At 61.5% G+C, this 20,767-nt stretch carries 20 protein-coding genes and 1 tRNA gene; 19 read left to right on the forward strand and 2 right to left on the reverse strand.

Annotation, left to right across the window (positions count from 1 at the left end; translation table 11 throughout):
- Window positions 1-35: 35 nt before the first annotated feature.
- The 13 genes from hisG to ACTNFJ_RS04035 all read left to right on the forward strand — a co-directional run bounded on the left by hisG (window position 36) and on the right by ACTNFJ_RS04035 (window position 10,828).
- Window positions 36-878: an ATP phosphoribosyltransferase gene (gene hisG / locus ACTNFJ_RS03975; RefSeq protein ID WP_435906923.1), complete on the forward strand. Its 843-nt coding sequence runs from the start codon at window positions 36-38 to the stop codon at window positions 876-878.
- Window positions 878-1,657 (forward strand): imidazole glycerol phosphate synthase subunit HisF, encoded by a 780-nt coding sequence (hisF, locus tag ACTNFJ_RS03980; RefSeq protein WP_435906922.1) that lies wholly within the window; start codon window positions 878-880, stop codon window positions 1,655-1,657. The genes hisG and hisF overlap by 1 nt, the downstream gene beginning before the upstream one ends.
- Window positions 1,654-2,082 (forward strand): phosphoribosyl-AMP cyclohydrolase, encoded by a 429-nt coding sequence (gene hisI / locus ACTNFJ_RS03985; protein ID WP_435906921.1) that lies wholly within the window; start codon window positions 1,654-1,656, stop codon window positions 2,080-2,082. Before hisF ends, hisI begins: the two co-directional genes overlap by 4 nt.
- Window positions 2,083-2,110: 28 nt before the next feature.
- Window positions 2,111-3,661, forward strand: a complete 1,551-nt coding sequence (locus tag ACTNFJ_RS03990; RefSeq protein ID WP_435906920.1) for an anthranilate synthase component I — start codon at window positions 2,111-2,113, stop codon at window positions 3,659-3,661.
- The gene (locus tag ACTNFJ_RS03995) at window positions 3,654-4,271 is read left to right on the forward strand and encodes a Trp biosynthesis-associated membrane protein (RefSeq protein WP_435906919.1); all 618 of its coding nucleotides are present in this window, start codon (window positions 3,654-3,656) and stop codon (window positions 4,269-4,271) included. Before ACTNFJ_RS03990 ends, ACTNFJ_RS03995 begins: the two co-directional genes overlap by 8 nt.
- 99 nt (window positions 4,272-4,370) lie before the next feature.
- On the forward strand, window positions 4,371-4,604 hold the full coding sequence (locus ACTNFJ_RS04000) for an HGxxPAAW family protein (protein WP_435906918.1): 234 nt from the start codon (window positions 4,371-4,373) through the stop codon (window positions 4,602-4,604).
- A gap of 1 nt (window position 4,605) precedes the next feature.
- Complete coding sequence (gene trpC, locus ACTNFJ_RS04005) at window positions 4,606-5,376, forward strand: indole-3-glycerol phosphate synthase TrpC (RefSeq protein WP_435906917.1); 771 nt, start codon at window positions 4,606-4,608, stop codon at window positions 5,374-5,376.
- A 74-nt stretch (window positions 5,377-5,450) separates the two neighbouring features.
- Window positions 5,451-6,725 carry a tryptophan synthase subunit beta gene (trpB, locus tag ACTNFJ_RS04010; RefSeq protein ID WP_444711790.1) on the forward strand — a complete coding sequence of 425 codons (1,275 nt, stop codon included), beginning with the start codon at window positions 5,451-5,453 and terminating at the stop codon, window positions 6,723-6,725.
- Entirely contained in the window at window positions 6,725-7,522 is a 798-nt protein-coding gene (gene trpA, locus ACTNFJ_RS04015) for a tryptophan synthase subunit alpha (protein WP_435906915.1), read from the forward strand. Before trpB ends, trpA begins: the two co-directional genes overlap by 1 nt.
- Before the next feature lie 78 nt (window positions 7,523-7,600).
- Entirely contained in the window at window positions 7,601-8,557 is a 957-nt protein-coding gene (gene lgt / locus ACTNFJ_RS04020; RefSeq protein WP_435906914.1) for a prolipoprotein diacylglyceryl transferase, read from the forward strand.
- A gap of 43 nt (window positions 8,558-8,600) precedes the next feature.
- Entirely contained in the window at window positions 8,601-10,076 is a 1,476-nt protein-coding gene (pyk, locus tag ACTNFJ_RS04025; protein ID WP_435906913.1) for a pyruvate kinase, read from the forward strand.
- Window positions 10,077-10,127: 51 nt separating this feature from the next.
- Window positions 10,128-10,209, forward strand: a tRNA-Leu gene (locus ACTNFJ_RS04030).
- Window positions 10,210-10,225: 16 nt separating this feature from the next.
- Complete coding sequence (locus tag ACTNFJ_RS04035) at window positions 10,226-10,828, forward strand: ANTAR domain-containing response regulator (protein WP_433646542.1); 603 nt, start codon at window positions 10,226-10,228, stop codon at window positions 10,826-10,828.
- Window positions 10,829-10,879: 51 nt separating this feature from the next.
- Here the strand turns inward: ACTNFJ_RS04035 and ACTNFJ_RS04040 are convergent, their stop codons facing one another.
- A complete protein-coding gene (locus tag ACTNFJ_RS04040; protein WP_435907006.1) occupies window positions 10,880-11,317 on the reverse strand; it encodes a hotdog fold thioesterase in 438 nt (145 codons plus the stop codon).
- Window positions 11,318-11,501: 184 nt separating this feature from the next.
- Between ACTNFJ_RS04040 and polA the strand changes: the two genes are divergently transcribed.
- The 3 genes from polA (at window position 11,502) to coaE (ending at window position 16,463) form a co-directional block, all read left to right on the forward strand.
- Complete coding sequence (polA, locus tag ACTNFJ_RS04045) at window positions 11,502-14,123, forward strand: DNA polymerase I (protein WP_435907005.1); 2,622 nt, start codon at window positions 11,502-11,504, stop codon at window positions 14,121-14,123.
- Between the two features lie 193 nt (window positions 14,124-14,316).
- A complete protein-coding gene (rpsA, locus tag ACTNFJ_RS04050) occupies window positions 14,317-15,768 on the forward strand; it encodes a 30S ribosomal protein S1 (protein WP_435906912.1) in 1,452 nt (483 codons plus the stop codon).
- Window positions 15,769-15,848: 80 nt separating this feature from the next.
- The gene (coaE, locus tag ACTNFJ_RS04055) at window positions 15,849-16,463 is read left to right on the forward strand and encodes a dephospho-CoA kinase (protein WP_435906911.1); all 615 of its coding nucleotides are present in this window, start codon (window positions 15,849-15,851) and stop codon (window positions 16,461-16,463) included.
- Window positions 16,464-16,467: 4 nt separating this feature from the next.
- On the opposite strand, the gene ACTNFJ_RS04060 is transcribed toward coaE, so the two are convergent.
- Window positions 16,468-17,079 carry a vitamin K epoxide reductase family protein gene (locus ACTNFJ_RS04060; RefSeq protein WP_435906910.1) on the reverse strand — a complete coding sequence of 204 codons (612 nt, stop codon included), beginning with the start codon at window positions 17,077-17,079 and terminating at the stop codon, window positions 16,468-16,470.
- Between the two features lie 226 nt (window positions 17,080-17,305).
- Between ACTNFJ_RS04060 and ACTNFJ_RS04065 the strand changes: the two genes are divergently transcribed.
- The 3 genes from ACTNFJ_RS04065 (at window position 17,306) to rpmA (ending at window position 20,681) form a co-directional block, all read left to right on the forward strand.
- Window positions 17,306-19,912, forward strand: coding sequence for an Rne/Rng family ribonuclease (locus ACTNFJ_RS04065; protein WP_435906909.1), 2,607 nt, complete (start codon window positions 17,306-17,308; stop codon window positions 19,910-19,912).
- Window positions 19,913-20,083: 171 nt separating this feature from the next.
- The gene (rplU, locus tag ACTNFJ_RS04070) at window positions 20,084-20,392 is read left to right on the forward strand and encodes a 50S ribosomal protein L21 (protein WP_435906908.1); all 309 of its coding nucleotides are present in this window, start codon (window positions 20,084-20,086) and stop codon (window positions 20,390-20,392) included.
- Window positions 20,393-20,426: 34 nt separating this feature from the next.
- Window positions 20,427-20,681: a 50S ribosomal protein L27 gene (gene rpmA / locus ACTNFJ_RS04075; protein ID WP_433646537.1), complete on the forward strand. Its 255-nt coding sequence runs from the start codon at window positions 20,427-20,429 to the stop codon at window positions 20,679-20,681.
- The last annotated feature ends 86 nt before the right edge of the window (window positions 20,682-20,767 follow it).

Consider the following 20,767-nt stretch of genomic DNA (forward strand, 5'->3'; position numbering starts at 1 on the left):
GACGTCACCCTATGCCACCACGGAAGGACACCCCCATGCTCCGCGTTGCGGTTCCCAATAAAGGCTCGCTGGCTGAGATTGCGGCAGAGATGCTCGGCGAGGCCGGGTACAGCGGCCGTCGCGACAGCCGCAAGCTCGTGCACACAGACAGCCGTAATGAGATCGAGTTTTTCTATCTTCGTCCGCGAGACATCGCGACGTACGTTGGCTCGGGTGCACTCGATGTTGGCATTACCGGCAGAGACCTGTTGCTCGACTCGGGATCGGAAGCTCGCGAGATTGCCCATCTCGACTTTGGCGACTCCACCTTCCGATTTGCAGCCCCCAAAAGTTCAGGAATCACTGACATCGCACAACTCGCAGGATTGCGGGTCGCTACCAGCTACCCAAAGCTCGTCGATGATTTTCTCCGCGAGCGTGGTGTCGAGGCAGTGACGGTCAAACTCGATGGTGCTGTTGAATCGGCGGTGCAGCTCGGAGTTGCGGACGCGGTCGCCGACGTGGTGTCAACTGGCGCGACGCTACAGGCGGCGGGACTCATAATTTTTGGTCCGGTGATTCTCGAGTCAACTGCGGTGCTCATCGGAGGGCCGAGCAATCAGGATGGTATCGATCGGCTGTTGCGCCGTCTCCGCGGGGTGCTGGTCGCCCGCAAATTCGTCCTCGTCGATTATGACCTAGAGGAAGCGAAGCTTGAGGCGGCCGTGGCGATTGCCGGTGGCATAGAGTCGCCCACGGTGTCGCCCCTGCGTGATGACGGCTGGGTAGCGGTGCGCGTCATGGTGCTCGCCGATGAAGCGAACGAGGTGATGGACAAGCTGGCCGATCTTGGCGCTCGTGCGATCCTCGTCACCGCGATCCACGCCGCGAGGCTCTGATGTCGGTCGCTGTGCGCGTAATCCCGTGCCTTGATGTGGCAGCTGGGCGGGTCGTCAAGGGCGTAAATTTCCTAAATTTGCGGGATGCGGGCGACCCCGTCGAGCTGGCGGCGAAATACGCTGAGCAGGGTGCCGACGAACTCACGTTCCTTGATGTCACCGCAACCGTTGACGATCGCAGTACGACGTTCGAGGTCGTGCGTCGCACGGCGGAACAGGTGTTTATTCCGCTGACTGTGGGCGGAGGCGTTCGCACCAGCGACGACGTCGCGAGACTGCTGGGCGTTGGGGCCGACAAGGTGGGTGTCAACAGTGCGGCCATTGCTCGGCCAGCACTCATCGATGAGATCGCAGACCGTTTTGGATCGCAGGTGTTGGTGCTTTCACTCGACGTTAAGCGCAGCGAACGGCAACCAAGCGGATTCGTGGTGACCACGCACGGTGGTCGGAAAGAGACCGACCGTGACGCGCTGGAATGGTGTGCCGAGGCGGTCAATCGTGGCGCCGGGGAACTCCTTGTGAATTCTATGGACGCAGACGGCACGCTTTCCGGATTTGATCTCGAACTGACCGCGAAGGTGCGTGCTCTTTGCAGCGTGCCCATCATCGCCTCTGGCGGAGCAGGAAAGCTCGAACACTTCGCCCCGGCGGTCGCGGCAGGTGCCGACGCAGTGCTCGCCGCCTCAGTATTTCACGACGGCACTTTTACTGTGGGGCAAGTCAAGCGGGCAATTGCCGATGCTGGCTATGAAGTTCGCCTCTCTGAGGCTATTTCATGAACACGTCGGACCCGCGCGGTGGCTCTGGCTCCGATGCCGGTCGCCTGGTCTCCGGCGCCCGTGCCGATATCGCTGACTCCCTCGACTCACTCGTGTTTGGCGACAGTGGACTCATGCCGGCGATCATCCAAGACGACGACTCCGGCCAGGTGCTGATGCTCGCCTGGATGGACCGCGAGGCGGTACAGCGCACGCTCACGACCGGCCGCGTGACGTTCTGGTCTCGATCGCGTCAGGAGTACTGGCGAAAGGGAGATACCTCCGGGCACCGCCAGTACGTCCGCAGCGTCGCAGTAGACTGCGACGCCGATACCTTGCTCGTGCGCGTCATACAGCTTGGCGCTGCGTGTCACACCGGCACGCGGACGTGCTTCGACGGGCGGCCGATTCCGGCGGCCTCCGGCGATCCGAGCAATGAGAAGTGACGATCGCACAGGACGGTAGGCTGGAAAAGTGAGTCTTACCACGTCGCGCGTCGATTTTGACGCGGCCCGCGCTACCCATTCCGTTATTCCCGTATGTCGCGAGATCTTTGCTGACGCAGACACTCCGGTCAGCATCTACCGCAAGGTCGCTGGCTCCCGCACGGGTACCTTCTTACTTGAGTCCGCCGAACAGGGAGGTGTGTGGACCCGCTTCAGCTTTGTCGGAGCAGGCAGCTTTGGCGTGCTCAGTGAGCGAGACGGTCACGCGCACTGGCTTCCCGAACCGGACAAGGGGCTCGATGAGGAACGCCTGTTGCCTGGCGGCATCTCTCAACTCGCACCAGCCGCCGCCTTGCGCGCGGTAGTCGAACGGTGGAGGCAAGAGCCGACTCCCCATCTTCCACCGCTCGCGAGCGGGTTGGTCGGGTACCTCGGCTGGGACACCGTGAGGCAGTTCGAACGACTCGAGAACGGGCCAAGCGAGGGCCCGGGTCTCCCTACCCAGAGTCTGAGTTTCGTCTCGGAGCTCGTGGTGATCGACCATCGCGAAGGCAGCGTCGTCTTGCTTGCCAATGTGTTGAATGACGCAGAGGCGGCCGCGGCCGATACGCAGTGGGATGACGCGCAGCGACGGCTCGACGCACTGCAGATGGCACTGGCGGCGCCGATTTCTTCTCCGCTCGGCGAGCTCAATCGAGAGGCTCTGCCAGATGCGGTGAGGTTGACCGCTGAGACCGACTACCTGGCGGGAGTAGAACGGTCCAAGCAGTACATCGTCGACGGCGATATTTTCCAGGTCGTGCTTTCGCAACGCTTCGACCAGCAGTGCAGTGCAGACCCCCTCGATGTGTATCGGGTGCTGCGGCACCTCAACCCCAGCCCGTATCTCTACCTGTTGCAGCTTGAAGACGCTGGGGGCAGGCACTTTGCCGTGGTCGGTTCGAGCCCAGAGGCGCTCGTCACCGTGCAGGAAAGCGGCCACGTCATGACCCACCCGATAGCCGGTTCGCGACCGCGCGGCGGCACGGTCGACGAAGACCGGCAGTTCGAGCGCGACCTGCTCGCAGACGAGAAAGAGCGTGCCGAGCATCTGATGCTGGTGGATCTGGCACGAAACGATCTTCTGCGCGTGTGCGAGCCCTACAGTGTCGAGGTCACCGAATTCATGCGTATCGAGCGGTTTAGCCACATCATGCACATCGTTTCGACCGTTGAAGGCCAGCTGCGAGACGGCCAAAACTCCGTCGATGCTCTGCGTGCGACCTTCCCCGCGGGAACGCTCTCGGGGGCACCCAAACCACGAGCGTTGCAGATCATCGATGAACTCGAACCTGTGCAACGCGGGGTCTATGGGGGAGTGGTGGGCTACTTTGGGCTTGCTGGAGCCGCTGATCTTGCGATTGCGATTCGAACGGCCACGATTGTTGATGGAGTGGCCATGGTGCAGGCAGGTGGCGGCATCGTTGCTGATTCGGTGCCGACGCTTGAAGATCAGGAGTCGCGCAACAAAGCCGCGGCGCCACTTCGAGCAGTTGCCATCGCGAACACTCTGCGCCACCTGGATGTGCACGGTGCGTAGCAAACTCCCGCTGCTGGCGGTAGTCGCACTCACCGGTGGGCTCACGATGGTCGCTGCAACGCAGACCTGGGTGAATCTGTTGTTGGTTGACGGTGCTGCTGCAAGCGGCTCCCTTCTCGTGAGCGGTCAGGATCTGAACGCATCACTGTCACCTGTCGCCATCGCGGTGCTTGCGGCCGCGCTTGCGCTGACAATCGCCGGAAAGATTTTTCGGCGAGTGCTGGGGTTGCTTATCGCGGCGCTTGGCGCCGGCGCTCTCGCGATCGCCGCCGGGGTGCTCGCTGACCCGGTCGGTGCCGCAGCGGGACGACTCGCCGAGATTACTGCGATCTCGGGCACCGCACAGCAGGGCCTCGTTGAGTCCAGCGCGCTGTCAGTGTGGCCCTTCGTGACCGCCGTGGCCGGAGGCGCACTGGTGGTGCTCGGGCTGCTGGTGGCGATTGTGAGTGGCGGATGGCGCGCGGCAGGCCGGAAGTACGAATCTCGAACTGACAGCGAAGAGCCGGTGCGGGGAGAGACCGATACGGACCGAATCTCAGACTGGGAGAGGCAGAGCGACGGTGAGGACCCGAGCGAAACTGACCCATCGCCAATGACCTCAAATACATAGCTCTGCGCAGAGCCGCCGCGCGACAAACCGCCCCCCAGTTCGCAGGAAATGCCCAGCAACCGGTAGGCTTGAGACGAACAACAGGCTTCAAGGAGATTCATGAGTAACCACCACGGAGACCCCGGACACGGCGATTCACCCGCTGCTTGGACGGCGGTGATTGTCATGCTGCTTGGCATCGCTTTCGGCACGGTCGCATTCTTCCTGCATCAGCCACTTTTCGTGTGGATCAGCGTTGGCGTAGTTGTATTGGGCGCGGTGCTCGGTTGGGTTCTTGCCAAGGCCGGATACGGGGTCAAGGGCCCGAAGTTCACGCCTAAGACGCACGACTAACGTGCTCGAGCAACTCCTCGCGGGCTCCCTGGAAGACGCGCAGGCCAGGCGAGAGCTGCGGCCGCTGGCCCAGGTTGAGGCCGAAGCTATCGCTCGACCCGACGCGCTCGATGCGCTCGATGCGCTCCACCCTACCGATCACATCCGCGTGATCGCCGAGGTGAAGCGGGCGAGCCCCTCGCGAGGCCACCTGGCTGAAATTCCGGAGCCTCAGGCTCTTGCCGCCCAGTATGAAGCTGGCGGCGCGAGTGTAGTTAGCGTGCTTACCGAGCAACGCAAGTTCAAGGGCTCGCTCGTCGATTTGGAAGCCGTGCGCAAGGCAGTGAGCATCCCTGTGCTGCGCAAGGATTTCATTGGCGAGGAATACCAGATTTTGGAGGCACGCGCCGCCGGAGCTGACCTCGTTCTTCTGATTGTGGCCGCACTGCCTCAACGCACTCTGGCGAGGCTGTACGCTCTGATCCGAGAGCTGGGAATGACCCCGCTGGTCGAGGCTCACTCGGCAGATGAGGTGGCCCGGGCTGTCGACCTCGGCTCGCAGCTGATTGGCGTAAACGCCCGCAACCTCAGCACGTTCGAGCTGGATCGGGAGCTGTTCGGCCGAGTCGCCGATCAGATTCCTGCCGGAGTGATTCGCGTCGCCGAATCCGCGGTGCTCGATGTGAGCGATGTGATTCGATACCGCGAGGCGGGAGCCGACGCCGTGCTGGTCGGCGAGGCGCTCGTCACGTCGGATCCCATCGCGACGCTGCAGAGCTACCTCAGCGTCTGAACCACTTCGACGCACCACTGGGACGCCATTCACCCACCACAGCGTTCCGCACCCTACAGCTGGGAAGAGGCACTATGACTCAGAACATGACTCAGGATCAGAACAAGAACGGCCCATTGCGCAGTCAAACAGGGCCGTTCTTTGGCGACTTCGGGGGGAGGTTCATGCCCGAGTCGCTCATTGCCGCGCTCGACGAGGTGACGCAAGCTTACGAAGACGCGAAGAAGGATCCGGCATTCGCCGACGAACTTGCGGAATTGCACCGGAGCTATACCGGTCGCCCCTCGATCATTACGGAAGTGAAGCGATTCGCTGAACACGCGGGTGGCGCTCGAATCCTCCTGAAACGGGAAGATCTGAATCACACTGGATCCCACAAGATAAACAATGTGCTCGGACAAGCGCTGCTCGTAAAGCGACTCGGCAAGACCAGACTCATTGCGGAGACCGGAGCTGGTCAGCACGGGGTGGCTACCGCAACCGCGGCCGCCCTCTTCGGCATGGAGTGCACCATTTACATGGGAGAGGTCGATACCGAGCGTCAGGCGCTCAACGTCGCGCGTATGCGTTTGCTCGGCGCCGAGGTCATCCCGGTAAGGACCGGATCTCGCACTCTGAAAGACGCGATTAACGAGGCGTTCCGTGACTGGGTTGCTCACGTCGACAACACGCACTACCTGCTGGGTACTGTGAACGGTCCACACCCCTTCCCAGTCATGGTGCGAGATTTCCATAAGATCATCGGTGAAGAGGCGCGCGCTCAGGTGCTCAACTTGACGGGTGAGCTTCCGACCGCTGTCGCTGCGTGCGTCGGTGGTGGATCAAACGCGATCGGCATTTTTCACGCGTTTCTCGATGATTCAGAGGTGGCGCTCTACGGCTTCGAGCCCGGGGGGCACGGTATCGCCTCGGGCGAGCACGGTGCGACCATTGGAGAAGGAACCCCCGGGGTGCTGCATGGTACGCATACCTATGTGCTGCAAGACGAAGATGGTCAGACCCGTGAGTCGTATTCGATCTCTGCGGGCCTTGACTACCCGGGGGTAGGCCCCGAGCACGCATGGCTTTCGAGTATCGGAAGAGCGAACTACGAATCAGTCACCGACGACGAGGCAATGCAGGCGCTTCGGTTGCTGAGTCAGACCGAGGGGATCATCCCAGCGATCGAGTCCGCCCACGCCCTGGCGGGGGCTCTCCGCCTCGGCAAGCAGCTGGGCGAAGGTGCGGTCATTCTTGTGAATCTTTCCGGCCGCGGTGACAAAGACATGGCAACCGCCGGTCGATACTTCGGGCTCTTCGATGGGACCGAACTCGAGGGCACATCCGCAAGCGCAGGAGAGGACCAGTGATGGCGAATCGCGAATCGTCGGTCTCCGAGGCTATTCGGCAGGCGAAAACTTCTCGTCGCGGTGCGCTCATCGGGTACCTGCCTGTCGGCTTTCCCGACCTCGATACCAGCGTCTCCGCGGCGATCGCTATGGCCAATGCTGGCGCTGATGTCCTCGAACTCGGTCTTCCGTATTCCGACCCGGTGATGGACGGGGTCGTCATCCAGGAAGCTACCCAGACGGCATTGGCCGCCGGTTTCCGCCTTACCGATGTCTTTGAGGCGGTGCGCCGCATTCGAGCGGTCGTCGGCACCCCGGTTCTGGTCATGACCTACTGGAACCCCGTTCTGCAATATGGCCTCGAGCGTTTCGCGGAGGATCTCGCTGCCGCAGGTGGGGCGGGGCTCATCACGCCAGACATCACCCCTGATTCGGCACCCGAGTGGATTGCAGTGAGCGAGCGATTGGGCCTGGATCGCGTCTTCTTGGCGGCCCCGACCTCTTCCGATGAACGCCTCGGACTCGTCGCCCGCAGCACCACGGGGTTTGTCTACACGGTGTCGACCATGGGCATTACCGGAGAGCGCACCCAGCTCGATGAGGCCGCACGAAACCTTACGGCGCGACTGCGCGATAGTGGCGCAGAGCTTGCGTGTGTGGGAATTGGAATCTCGACTGCCGAGCAGGTCTCATCCGCGCTCGACTACGCCGATGGTGCGATCGTGGGAACCGCCTTTGTCCGAGCGCTGCGCGACGGCGGCGTCAAACAACTCACGCGCGTCGTGCGAGAGATTGCTGCCGGTACTGCGCAACGTTGATCGGGCACAGATGTACCCGCGATAGGATTTTGTTGACCCGCGCCCTGAGGCGCAGAGCGTGACGCGAAAGAGCGGTAGATGATTTTTCCGATGAGTATTCCGAGCCCCGACATGCAGTTTCTGCAGATCGGTCCGCTGCGCGTCTACTTCTATGCCCTCTGCATTCTCACGGGAATCGTGCTCGCCACGATTTGGACGGGACGCAGGCTGTCACGCCGAGGAGGGGAACGCGGAGTCGTGATCGACTTCACCGTGTGGTCGGTGGTGCTCGGCATCCTCGGCGCGCGTCTGTATCACGTGCTTACCCACTGGGGTGATTACTTCGGTGAGGGAAAAAACTTCCTCGAGGTTTTCGCCTTCTGGAACGGTGGCATCGCCATCTTCGGGGCGCTGATTGGCGGCGGCATCGGCGTGCTCGTCGCGTCGCGCATCACCGGGATTCGCTTCTGGTCGTTTGCTGATGCGCTCGTGCCGGGCCTGCTGATCGCGCAGGCCGCAGGTCGCCTGGGCAACTGGTTCAATCACGAGCTCTTCGGTGGCCCGACCACTCTTCCGTGGGGGCTGCAGATCGAGCAAACCAACCCGGCGTTCCCGATAGGCCTGCCTGAGGGCACGCTCTTCCACCCGACGTTCCTCTATGAAATCCTCTGGAACGTGCTTGGCGTTATCGTGCTGCTGCTCATCGAACGTCGCCTGCGCCCACGCTGGGGCACGTTCTTTGGCATGTACCTGATCTGGTACGGGATCGGACGCGCGGTCATCGAATCGATGCGTGTTGACCCGAGTCTCATCATGCTGGGTCTGCGGACAAATGTGCTCGCTGCAATCATCGCTGTGCTCGTCGGTATCATCATCATCTTCGTGCAACGCCGCCGTCATGTGGGGCTCGAGGCGAACATCTACCTTCCCGGCAGACGAAATCCTCTAGACAACGTCGATGATTTGACCGCTGACCCGGATGAGTATTACCACGTGCTTTCGGGTCGCACGGAGTCCGTCTCTCCGCAAGCAGGGTCAGCGCCCTCGACTCAGTAGGCGCGCCCGCACACGGGATCCACCATCGAACGAAAGGCAGGCCATGCGCCACGCAAAGATCGTCGCAACCTGGGGACCCGCAGTCTCGAGCTACGATCACACACTTGAGTTGATTCGTGCTGGGGTGAATGTTGCGCGGCTCAACATGTCACACGGCACACGCAATGTGCACGAGGGTATCTTCCGCAATATTCGGCGCGCTGAGAACGAGGTGGGTCGGCCGATCGCCGTACTCGCTGATCTTCAAGGCCCGAAGATTCGTCTCGGAACATTTGCGGCCGGCCCGTTTGAGCTCGCTGAGGGTGATGAATTCGCCATCACCACACGTGACATCGTTGGAGACCAGACGATCTGTAGTACGACCCATTCAGGTCTTCCGGGCGACGTGCGCGTCGGCGATCCGCTGTTGATTGATGACGGCAAGGTGGGGTTGCGTGCGGTGCGCGTAACGAAAGATACCGTGCACACGGTGGTCGAGATTCCCGGGTCCGTTTCGAACAACAAAGGAATCAACCTGCCCGGTGTGGCGGTCAACGTCCCTGCGCTCTCGACGAAGGACGAAGCCGATTTGCGGTGGGCGCTCAAACTTGGGGTCGATTACATCGCCCTGTCGTTCGTGCGTGACGCGGCAGACATCACACGCGTGCACGTGATCATGGCTGAAGAGGGGATCAAGCTTCCCGTCATCGCGAAGATCGAGAAGCCGCAGGCGGTAGACAATCTGGAAGCCATCGTTGATGCGTTCGACGGCATTATGGTCGCGCGCGGAGATCTGGGTGTAGAGATGCCGCTTGAGCAGGTGCCGCTCGTGCAGACCGAGGCGATCGCTGTCGCCCGCCGCATGGCGAAGCCCGTCATCGTTGCCACGCAGGTGCTGGAGTCGATGATTGAAAACCCGAGGCCCACCCGCGCGGAAGCGTCGGACTGTGCCAACGCGGTGCTCGATGGTGCCGATGCGGTGATGCTCTCGGGTGAGACGAGCGTGGGCGCATTCCCCGTGGCCGCCGTCGCGACCATGGCTCGCATTATCGAGGCTACGGAAGATCACGCGCTCGACCGCATCGAGGCCCTCCGCACCAGTCCGCGCACGCAGGGCGGGGTGCTCACGCTGGCCGCCGCGGAGGTGGCCGAATTTATCGGGGCCAAGTACATTTGCGTGTTCACAGAATCGGGCGACACCGTACGCCGAATGTCACGCCTCCGCACGCCGATCCCGATCATCGGGTTCACTCCGAGCCGGTCAATTCGCCGCCGGATGGAACTGACGTGGGGTGCACGGAGTTACGAGGTGCCGAGGGTGGGCTCGACGGATGAGATGTTCGAGCAGGTCGACAAAGTGCTGCTCGACGCAGATCGGGTGGAAATCGGAGAGAAGGTGCTCATCATCGCCGGTTCGCCTCCCGGAACCATCGGATCCACCAACACGCTGCGAATTCACCGCATGGGGGAGAGCATGGGACTGCTCGATGAGGCGGGACCGCGGCAGCATGTGATTGGGCGGGGAAGTATTCCGCTCTAGATGCGGTAGTGTTGCACAGGTGGAAAGTGGCCCTCGGGTCGCCGACCATTTGCCGGATTGGCGGAATTGGCAGACGCGGCGCACTCAAAATGCGTTGCCTTCGGGCGTGGGGGTTCAAGTCCCCCATCCGGCACCGTTAAACTAAAACAATGACTGAGCAGACTTCTTCCCCCGGCGCGGCACGTCGTGTCGTCGTCGCAGAAGACGAATCGTTGATTCGTCTCGACATCGTTGAAACGCTTCGCGACAATGGCTTTGATGTTGTCGGTGAGGCTGGCGACGGTGAGGAGGCGGTGCGGCTCGTAACCGAGTTGCGTCCCGACCTTGTTGTTATGGATGTCAAGATGCCGAAGCTTGATGGCATCTCGGCCGCCGAGATCATTAACAAGGATCACATCGCTCCCGTCGTGCTTCTCACCGCGTTCAGCCAGCGTGAGCTGGTCGAGCGTGCGGGTGAGGCCGGCGCGTTGGCCTACGTGGTGAAGCCGTTCACTCCGGCCGACCTTATCCCGGCCATCGAGATCGCGCTCTCGCGTTTCCAGCAGATTGTCGCACTCGAAAGTGAAGTTGCCGACCTCGCTGAGCGCTTCGAGACCCGCAAGCTGGTGGATCGCGCGAAGGGCATCCTGAACGACAAAATGGGCCTCACCGAGCCCGAAGCGTTCCGTTGGATTCAGAAGGCGTCGATGGATCGGCGTCTCACTATGCAAGACGTGGCGAAGACCATCATCGACCAGCTCGGGCCCAAGTAGCACGCAGCGGCGAGACGAACACCCCGGTCACTGACCGGGGTGTTCGTCGTTTCAGGCAGTGGCGTTGCTCTGGTCCAACTGCTTGAACAGATTTGTGATGCGAATCGTAGAGCAGCGTCTGCCAGTGTCGTCGCGCACGACAATCTCGTGTACCGCGAGCGTGCGCCCCAGGTGAATCGGTACGCACACCCCGGTGACTTCACCGGTCGTTGCTGAGCCCGTGTGCGTCGCGTTGATGTCGATACCGACGGGGACTGTGCCGGCGGGAGCGACGAATGCCGCGTGAGTTGAGCCAAGTGACTCACCTAACACCACGTAGGCTCCACCGTGCAGCAAACCGATCGGTTGCGTGTTGCCGAGAACAGGCATGGTAGCGACCGCTCGCTCCCGCGTGAACTCAATGAACTCGATCCCCATCCGCTCGGCGAGGGCGCCCACTCCGAACCTACGCAAAAAGGCGCGACCTTCCGCCTGATCCGACGATTCCACCGGTGCGGTGCCAGGAAGCACCGGATCAGTGGCTGGCGTGCCTATACGGGGGGTTTCTGCTCGGGGTAGCGTCACAGTGGTCTCTTCCTCGCGCCGGTTATTGCCTCACGTCTGCGGCCCGACCGGCGCGCCCCGGGAAGGCGGCTTGTAGGCTTAGGGCGTGTCGAATACTCAGCCTACCCTCATGCTCATCGACGGCCATTCCCTGGCCTTTCGCGCGTTCTATGCGCTGCCGGTCGACAGTTTTCAAACGCAGTCCGGTCAACACACGAACGCGATCCACGGTTTTATTGCGATGCTGATCAACCTTCTCGGGGCTGAGCAACCCGATTCGATCGCGGTGGCCTTCGACATTTCCCGGCATTCGTTTCGCACTGAGGAATACCCTGAATACAAGGGCACACGTGGTGAGACACCCGCCGAGTTCAAAGGCCAGGTGCCACTGCTACAAGAGGCGCTGCACGCAATGGGGATCCGCACCATAGAGAAAGAAAACTACGAGGCCGACGACATTCTGGCTACCCTTGCGACCCAAGGGGCCGAAGCGGGATATCGCGTGCTGGTGGTGAGCGGCGACCGTGACACGATTCAGCTCGTTGACGACCGCATTACCCTGCTGTACCCCTCGAAGCAGGGCGTCAGCGAACTGACGCGGTATGACACGGCAAAGGTGATGGAGCGCTACGGCATCAAGCCCGAGCAGTATCCCGAAATTGCAGCGCTAGTCGGGGAGACGAGTGACAACTTGCCGGGAGTACCCAGGGTCGGGGAAAAAACCGCAGTGAAGTGGATCAACCAGTTCGGCTCGCTTGAGGAGATCCTTCGGCGTCAAGATGAAATTGGCGGCAAAGTGGGCGAGAGCCTACGGGAACACGCCCACCTCGCTGAACGCAATCGTCGTCTCAACCGATTGGTGCGTGACGTTGATCTCGACCTCACTGTTGATCAGTTGGGTCGTGGCGACATCGATATGGCAGCTGTGCAGCAGGTGTTCGCGAAACTTGAGTTTCGTACCCTGTTGCAGCGCGTAGGAAAGCTCGCCGGAATCGACGCGACAGATGGCGTCGCCGCGGCCGCCACGTCGCTGACCCCCGCGCTTCCCGAAGCGAAGCTGCTGCTCGATGAGGAGCTCGGCGACTGGCTCGCGAAGGTCGACAAGCCGGGCCTTGTCCTTTCGGAAATCGGTGGCGTGATCGAGGTTGGCATCGCCACCCCCGAAACCACCGTCCTCGTGCATTGGCAGCCGGGCGGCCGAGACTATCTGCAGTTTGAGCAATGGTTGGCCTCAGATTCTCCCAAGGTGCTCTTCGACGCGAAGGCACAGCTGAAGCTTGCCGCGAGGGCCGGGGTGGCCCTCGGGGGCATCGCAGGCGATGTGCTACTCGCCTCCTGGCTGCTCCGGCCGGCCACTCCCGAGAAGACCCTTGACGAAGCCGTCTTCCGTTTCCTGGGCGAACAGGTGCCTAAGGCCGACCCGAATCAGCTTCTACCCGAAACCGGAGCAGGTGCCGGGCCCGAAGCTCTCGCCTGGTACCTGGTGCGGGTGCATGAAGTCGCAGTGTCGCGCTTTGAGGGGCGCACCGGCTCGATGTACACCGACATCGAGCTTCCGCTCGTGTCGGTGCTGGCCGCACTCGAGGATCGCGGGGTGCAGATAGACCTTCCGCTCCTGCAAGCGCACGAGACCGAGCTGCGAGAACGGGTGGCCGAACTTGAGCAACGCGCCTTCTCGGCGATCGGCCGAGAGGTGAACCTTTCTTCGCCGAAGCAGCTGCAGCAGGTGCTCTTCGACGAACTTGACATGCCGAAGACCCGCAAAACACAGACGGGCTATACGACCGATGCTGCTGCGCTCGCCGACCTGCAAGCGAAGAATCCGCATCCTTTCCTTGATGCGCTTCTCGCGCACCGAGACGCCAATAAGTTACGTCAAATCGTTGAGGGCCTGATCAAGGCAGTGCAGCCCGATGGGCGGATCCACACCACCCTGCTGCAGATCGGCGCGAGCACCGGTCGCCTCGCTTCGACCGAGCCGAACCTGCAGAATATCCCGGTGCGTACCGAGGAAGGCCGCCGTCTGCGCGAAGGATTCATTCATGCGCCCGAGTTCGAGGCGCTCATGACGGCTGACTACTCACAGATCGAGATGCGCATTATGGCGCACCTCTCCGGAGATGCAGCGCTGATCGACGCGTTCATCCAGGGCGAGGATCTCCACCGGTTCGTGGGTTCCCGAATCTTTGGGGTTCCCCCGGCTGAGGTTACCGCCGAGATGCGCTCAAAGGTGAAGGCGATGTCGTACGGCCTGGCCTATGGATTGTCGGCATTTGGGCTCTCTAAACAGCTCGGAATCTCGGCTGCTGAAGCGCGGCAGCTCATGAGCGACTATTTTGAGCGATTCGGGGGAGTACGTGACTACCTGCGGTCGGTGGTTGAGCAGGCGAAGCGCGACATGTATACGGAGACGGTGTTTGGGCGGCGTCGGCCGTTCCCCGACCTTGCGAGCCCGAACCGGGTGCTGCGCGAAAATGCTGAGCGCGCGGCACTTAATGCTCCCATTCAGGGCACTGCCGCCGACATCATGAAAATCGCGATGATCGGGGTCGAACGAAGAATGCGGGAGGCGAAACTGTCGTCGCGAATGCTGCTGCAGATTCACGATGAGCTCATGTTCGAAGTTGCGGCCGGTGAGTGGGAGCACTTGGAGGTCATCGTGCGCGAGGAGATGGGTGGGGCCGCGGATCTTGCGGTGCCGTTGGAGGTGCAGGTCGGACGAGGTGCGAATTGGAATGCGGCCGCGCACTAGGGTAGGCGACAGTTCAGGCCTGGTGTTCAAACCATCGGACTTGGGTTTCCGGCACACATCGCGATAGACTGAGGTGTCACAATTGTGGCGACTCAACCATGTCCACATGCTGGGGCGACCGTTGATCTGCACGAATCATTCGTGCTCCTCATCCTGCCCAGCCTGATTCCCTGTCCATCTGGAGACCAATTACATGACGAATGCAACGACCGAAAAGGCAAGCAAGCAGGTCGCAATTAACGACATCGGCTCGGCCGAAGACTTCCTTGCCGCGGTCGAGAAGACCCTGAAGTTCTTCAACGACGGCGACCTCATCGAGGGCACCGTGGTGAAGATCGATCGCGACGAGGTTCTCCTCGACGTCGGCTACAAGACCGAAGGTGTCATTCCCTCGCGCGAGCTGTCCATCAAGCACGACATCAACCCCGATGAGGTGGTGAAGGTTGGTGACGCTGTTGAGGCACTCGTGCTCCAGAAGGAGGACAAGGAAGGCCGACTGATCCTGTCGAAGAAGCGCGCTCAGTACGAGCGTGCTTGGGGCGATGTAGAGAAGATCAAGGAAACCGACGGTGTGGTTACCGGCACGGTTATCGAGGTCGTTAAGGGTGGTCTGATCGTCGATATTGGGCTCCGCGGCTTCCTTCCCGCGTCGCTCATCGAGCTTCGTCGCGTCCGCGACCTCACGCCCTACCTGGGTCAGGAGATCGAAGCCAAGATCTTGGAGCTCGACAAGAACCGCAACAACGTTGTGCTGTCACGTCGCGCGCTGCTTGAAGAGACGCAGTCGGCAAGCCGTTCGTCCTTCCTTGCAGATCTCAAGCCCGGCCAGGTTCGCAAGGGTGTCATTTCCTCCATCGTCAACTTCGGCGCGTTTGTCGATCTGGGCGGCGTGGACGGCCTCGTGCACGTTTCCGAGCTCTCCTGGAAGCACATCGAGCACGCCTCCGACGTTGTCGAGGTGGGCCAGGATGTCACCGTCGAGGTTCTTTCGGTCGAGCTCGATCGCGAGCGCGTTTCGCTCTCGCTCAAGGCCACCCAGGAAGATCCTTGGCAGGTCTTCGCACGCACCCACGCGATCGGCCAGATCGCACCGGGTGTCGTCACCAAGCTCGTGCCCTTCGGCGCGTTCGTGCGAGTTGCAGATGGCATCGAGGGCCTCGTGCACATCTCGGAGCTGTCGGGTCAGCACGTCGAGCTTGCTGAGCAGGTCGTTTCGGCCGGTCAGGAAGTCTTCGTCAAGATCATCGACATTGATCTCGAGCGTCGCCGTATCTCGCTCAGCCTGAAGCAGGCGAACGAGGGCGTCGATCCCGAGGGCACCGAGTTCGATCCCGCGCTCTACGGCATGACCGCAGAGTACGACGACAACGGTGAGTACAAGTACCCCGAGGGCTTCGATCCTGAGACCCAGGAGTGGAAGGAAGGCTTCGAGACCCAGCGCGAGAAGTGGGAGCAGGAGTACGCTGCAGCCCAGGCTCGGTGGGAGTCGCACAAGAAGCAGGTGGGCCAGTCGCTCATCGAGCTTGCTGAGGCCCCCGCCAGCACCGATTCAGGTGCGGCAAGCTACTCGAGCGAGCCGCAGGCCGGTGCGCTTGCTGACGACGAGGCACTTGCAGCCTTGAAGGCGCGTCTCGAGGGCAACTAACCCTCATCTCTGAAGGCCTGGCCACGGTTCGCTCCGTGGCCAGGCCTTTGGCGTTTCTCGAAGTCGGTAGGGTGGCTGTCATGAAACTCATTGCGCTCACCGGGGGTATTGCCGCGGGCAAGTCCACAATTGCACGTCGGCTGGCAGAGCATGGCGCGGTGCACATCGACGCTGACCAGCTTGCCCGCGAGGCGGTTGCGCCTGATACGCCAGCGCTCTCTCAGATTGTGGATCGATTTGGTCCCCACGTCCTTTCCGCAGATGGAACACTCGACCGTCCGGCACTTGGACGCATCGTGTTTGGCGACCAGGACGCACTAGCCGCCCTCAACGCGATCGTGCACCCGGCGGTTCGGGAACTCACCGCGCAGCGTGTTGCTGCAGCGGAGGCAAGCGACCCGAACGCAGTGGTCGTATACGACGTGCCGCTCCTCGCGGAGGGTGGAGCGGCGATCCCGTTCGATCTTGTGGTGGTTGCCGAGGCGCATCCCGAAGTGCGGCTGAAACGTCTCATCACGCTGCGCGGCATGGCGCGAGAAGAAGCCGATGCTCGGATTGCGAGTCAGGCGAGTAATCAGCAACGCCGGGCGATTGCCGATGTCATCATTGACACCGGTGGTGCTGAAGCGGAGACTCTGGCTCAGGCCGACGAACTCTGGATTCGACTCTCGGGTGAGTCGCCGCGCTCGGAATGAACGCTTAGCCGCGCGTAAACTCGGCGAACCAATTTAACTGAAACTGTGCGATCGCGGCCACGATGAAGAAGTTGACCAGCACGATCACCCATATCCACGAGTTCAGGGACCGGAAGAAGCGGCGTCCGCGTACTGAGAGTGGAATGGCTCCGGTTGCGTAGGGGTGTGCGAGCCCAGACCACCACAGCGGAATCATGGCCACCCAGGCCACCATGCACCATGGGCACAGCGTGCCCAGAACGAAGACGCTCTGGTACTGCAGCCAGCACACCAACACAAACCCGCCGAGCAGCCCGAGCTGATAGAGGCGCCAGAACCAGGCGTTAAAGCGTGCACCTGCAAGCAGCGCGACACCGATGGCGATCGGCGCGACGAATGCGCTGACTCCGATGATGGTATTGCTGAAGCCGAGAATCGAACCCTGCCATGAGCCCATATTCGGCCCACAGGTCACCAGGACGCTGATGTTGCAGTTTGGAACGTGGCTCGGACTCTGCAGGGTCTTGATGTATTCGGTCAGCAGTTCGAATGAAGCGAACCAGCCGACAACACCGAGAAGAATCGAGAGGATCGCGAAGCCGACCGGGCGTGCGGTCGGGCGGGGCGCTGTGCTCATGCCGACGATCCTACTGCGATGTACTGCGCGTTCCCTGCTTCCGCGTGACATAATGGACACCGTTACCTGGTGTTATGAAGACGCTCGGTACGACAGTCTTTTTTGGTCGCAGGGCGACCAAGCACGAGGCATCCGCTTCGCGCAGCACAGTATTCGCGGCGGCCACGCTGCAAGAGATTTTCCCGAAGATGCCGCAGCGCGTCTTGGGCAGAGGAGTACACCAGCAATGGTGAATGAACCCGAATTTGAAACCGTTTCCACTGACGATGCCGATACTGACGGAGTCGCTGACGCCCAAGTTGCAGCGCCCAGAGGGCCCGAAGTTGTCGAACCCGAAGCCGCTGCCGAGCCGGACGCGAGCGCGGAGCCAGAGGCTATCGCGGAGCCAGCAGCTCTCGCTAAGCCAGAATTGGCCGTCGAGGCTGAGGGTGAGCCCGTTGTTGAAACTGGAGCCGAGGCTGCTGTAGAAACTGAGAACGAGGTAACGCCTGAGGCAGAGCCTGAGATCGTGCCTGCCCCGGCTCTCGTGCTTCCTCTCTCAGAAATGACACCCGAGGAGCGGTTCCGCGCGACGACCCGCCTGATCTTCCTGGCACCCGACGTTCCACCGGTACAGCCGCGTCAACGCCGCACCGAGCTCCGCCAACTCGATGACATCCTCGATCGTCAATTCACGCGGTCCGGGCGCGACGAGCGCGCAGAGGTGTTTGAGAACGACGACTTCGACGATCGAGAGGTACCCGCGAACCGACGTCGCACGCGCCGGCGGAACGGCCCCGAATCAGCCGGCGAGGAGGACACGCCTAGGCAACCAGCCAGACAGGCTCAGCTGATCACAGAGCCTCAGAAAGTCAAGGGATCCACTCGCCTGGAAGCGAAGAAGCAGCGTCGCCGTGAGGGGCGCGATGTGGGCCGACGCAAGCGTCTGGTAATTACCGAATCCGAGTTTCTCGCGCGTCGTGAGTCAGTCGACCGACAGATGATTGTGCGGACCACTGCGGATCGCATCCAAATCGGAGTGCTCGAAGACAAGGTGCTCGTCGAGCATTACGTTGCACGTTCGAGTGAATCGTCAATTATTGGCAATGTGTACCTCGGTCGCGTGCAGAACGTGCTGCCGAGCATGGAAGCAGCGTTCGTCGACATTGGTCGCGGTCGCAACGCGGTGCTTTACTCGGGCGAGGTCGACTGGTCGGAGTTTGAAGGCACCAGTTCGGCTCGCCGTATCGAGAATGCGCTGAAGCCGGGCGACCAGGTGCTCGTTCAGGTCACGAAGGATCCGATTGGTCACAAGGGCGCCCGTCTGACCAGCCAGATCTCACTTCCCGGTCGGTTCCTGGTGTACGTACCTGGTGGCGCCATGAACGGTATCTCGCGCAAGCTCCCAGACACTGAGCGGGCCAGACTGAAGAAGATCCTGAAGGAAGTGCTGCCCACGGGTGCGGGCGTCATCGTGCGCACTGCAGCTGAGGGTGCGACCGAAGATCAGCTCACGAACGACGTGCAGCGCCTGACGCGTCAGTGGGATTCGATTCAGCAGCGTGTCTCGAAGGGCGGCGGTCCTGTGCTGCTCCACTCCGAACCCGACATGCTGATCAAGATCGTTCGTGATGTCTTCAACGAAGATTTTCACAAGCTGATTATCTCGGGAGATGATACCCACGAGACCATCACCGGCTACCTCGAGCAGGTCGCGCCTGAGTTGCTGGAGCGTGTCGAGAAGTACTCCACGAGCCGCGATATCTTCGACGAGTACCGAGTCACCGAGCAGATCGCTAAGGCACTCGACCGGAAGGTGTGGTTGCCCTCAGGGGGATCGCTCGTGATTGATCGCACCGAGGCGATGACGGTCGTTGATGTCAACACCGGAAAGTTCGTTGGTTCCGGTGGAAATCTCGAAGAGACCGTCACCATGAATAACCTCGAAGCGGCCGAGGAAATCGTGCGTCAGCTTCGCCTTCGCGACATCGGCGGGATCATTGTGGTCGACTTCATCGACATGGTGCTCGAGAACAACCGGGATCTCGTGCTGCGTCGTCTTGTGGAGTGCCTCAGTCGCGATCGCACGAAACACCAGGTTGCAGAGGTCACCTCACTCGGACTTGTGCAGATGACAAGAAAGAAGCTGGGTCTCGGACTCCTGGAAGCATTCAGCGAGCCATGCGAGGTGTGTGCCGGTCGCGGGATAATCGTGCACCATGAGCCCGTGAATCGTCACCGCAGTGCGGATTCGCCGACCCCACGAACAAAGCGCCGAGGCAACTCGTCGACGCAGCAGGCGCCGAACACTCACACCCACGCCATCACCGATGAGTCGCGCAACATGCTGGCCAAGATCGCTGCGAAGACGATACCTGGTGCCCAAGAGCATCTTGAGGAGACCGGCGGCCAGTCAGAGAGCGGTGAATCGCGGGAGACGCAGCCACGGGACACCCAGTCGCGAGAGACCCAGCGACGAGAGAACCAGTCGCGCGGGGGACAGTCGCGTGTGGGGCAGGATTCTGGCCGTGCGAGCGAGCCCAGGAACTTGGGGACGGCTGAACCAACGTCCGTTGCAGCACAGCCCCCCACGCCAGAAGCAGCTGAACTGCTGGAGCAGCTCGTGGTGGAAACCGCTGGACGCCGTGCGAATCGGAGCCGGCGAGCGAGCTCGGAGAGTTCGCTCGCGTCCAGTTCGCCTGATGACCTGCTCGGTTCGGTGCTAGACGCACTTCCTCCCGCACCTGAGCCGGGCCGGAGCCGCAGTCGCGGTCGCCGAGTGAGCACGCCAGCAATTCGGGTAGACAACGCTGCTTCCACGCCCACAGTCGATACGTCTCAGGGCGAGGTGTAACACGCCGACCCCGCCCCATTTGACCGTGCCGCAGGTTTGCGATAAAGTTGACCGTTGGTGCCGCTCAAATATTGAGGGGTCTCTTGCATGGAGCGCGTTGCGCGCTCTCCCCGACACGTCCCGGCCTTGCCGGGTTCGGCGGAAGAACGTTCTCGAGGAAAAGGTAGACAATTGGTTTACGCAGTAGTGCGCACAAGCGGCCGGCAGGAGAAGGTCGAGGTCGGTACGATCCTGACCGTCAATCGGGTAACCGGTGATGCCAACGGCAAGCTGGACTTGCCCGCCCTCCTTCTCGTTGACGGAGATCAGGTAACCACCGATCCCGCGAAGCTTGCAAAGGTTAAGATCACCGCCGAGGTGCTCGACGATCTTCGCGGCCCGAAGATCGTGATCCAGCGTTACAAGAACAAGACCGGTTACAAGAGCCGCCAGGGTCATCGTCAAGACCTGAGCCGCATCAAGGTCACCGGAATTAAGTAACCCGAGCCCAAAGATTTCGTAAGGAGACAGGCAGATGGCACATAAGAAGGGCGCGAGCTCGACCCGCAACGGTCGCGACTCCAACGCACAACGTCTCGGTGTGAAGCGCTTCGGCGGTCAGCAGGTGAGCGCGGGAGAGATCCTCGTTCGTCAACGCGGCACCCACTTTCACCCCGGCGCCAACGTCGGTCGCGGTGGTGACGACACGCTATTCGCACTTGCTGCTGGCGCAGTTGAGTTCGGCGCAAAGGGCGGCCGCAAGGTCGTCAACGTGGTAGCCGCAGCGTAGGCTCGGTTTTGTCTGGCAAAGGCGAGCTTCGGCTCGCCTTTTGCCGTATCTGGGGTAGTTGTAAGAGAAAAATGAGGGGAGGCGCG

The sequence above is a fragment of the Leucobacter shiyiweii genome (assembly GCF_052446065.1).
GTDB lineage: Bacteria > Actinomycetota > Actinomycetes > Actinomycetales > Microbacteriaceae > Leucobacter.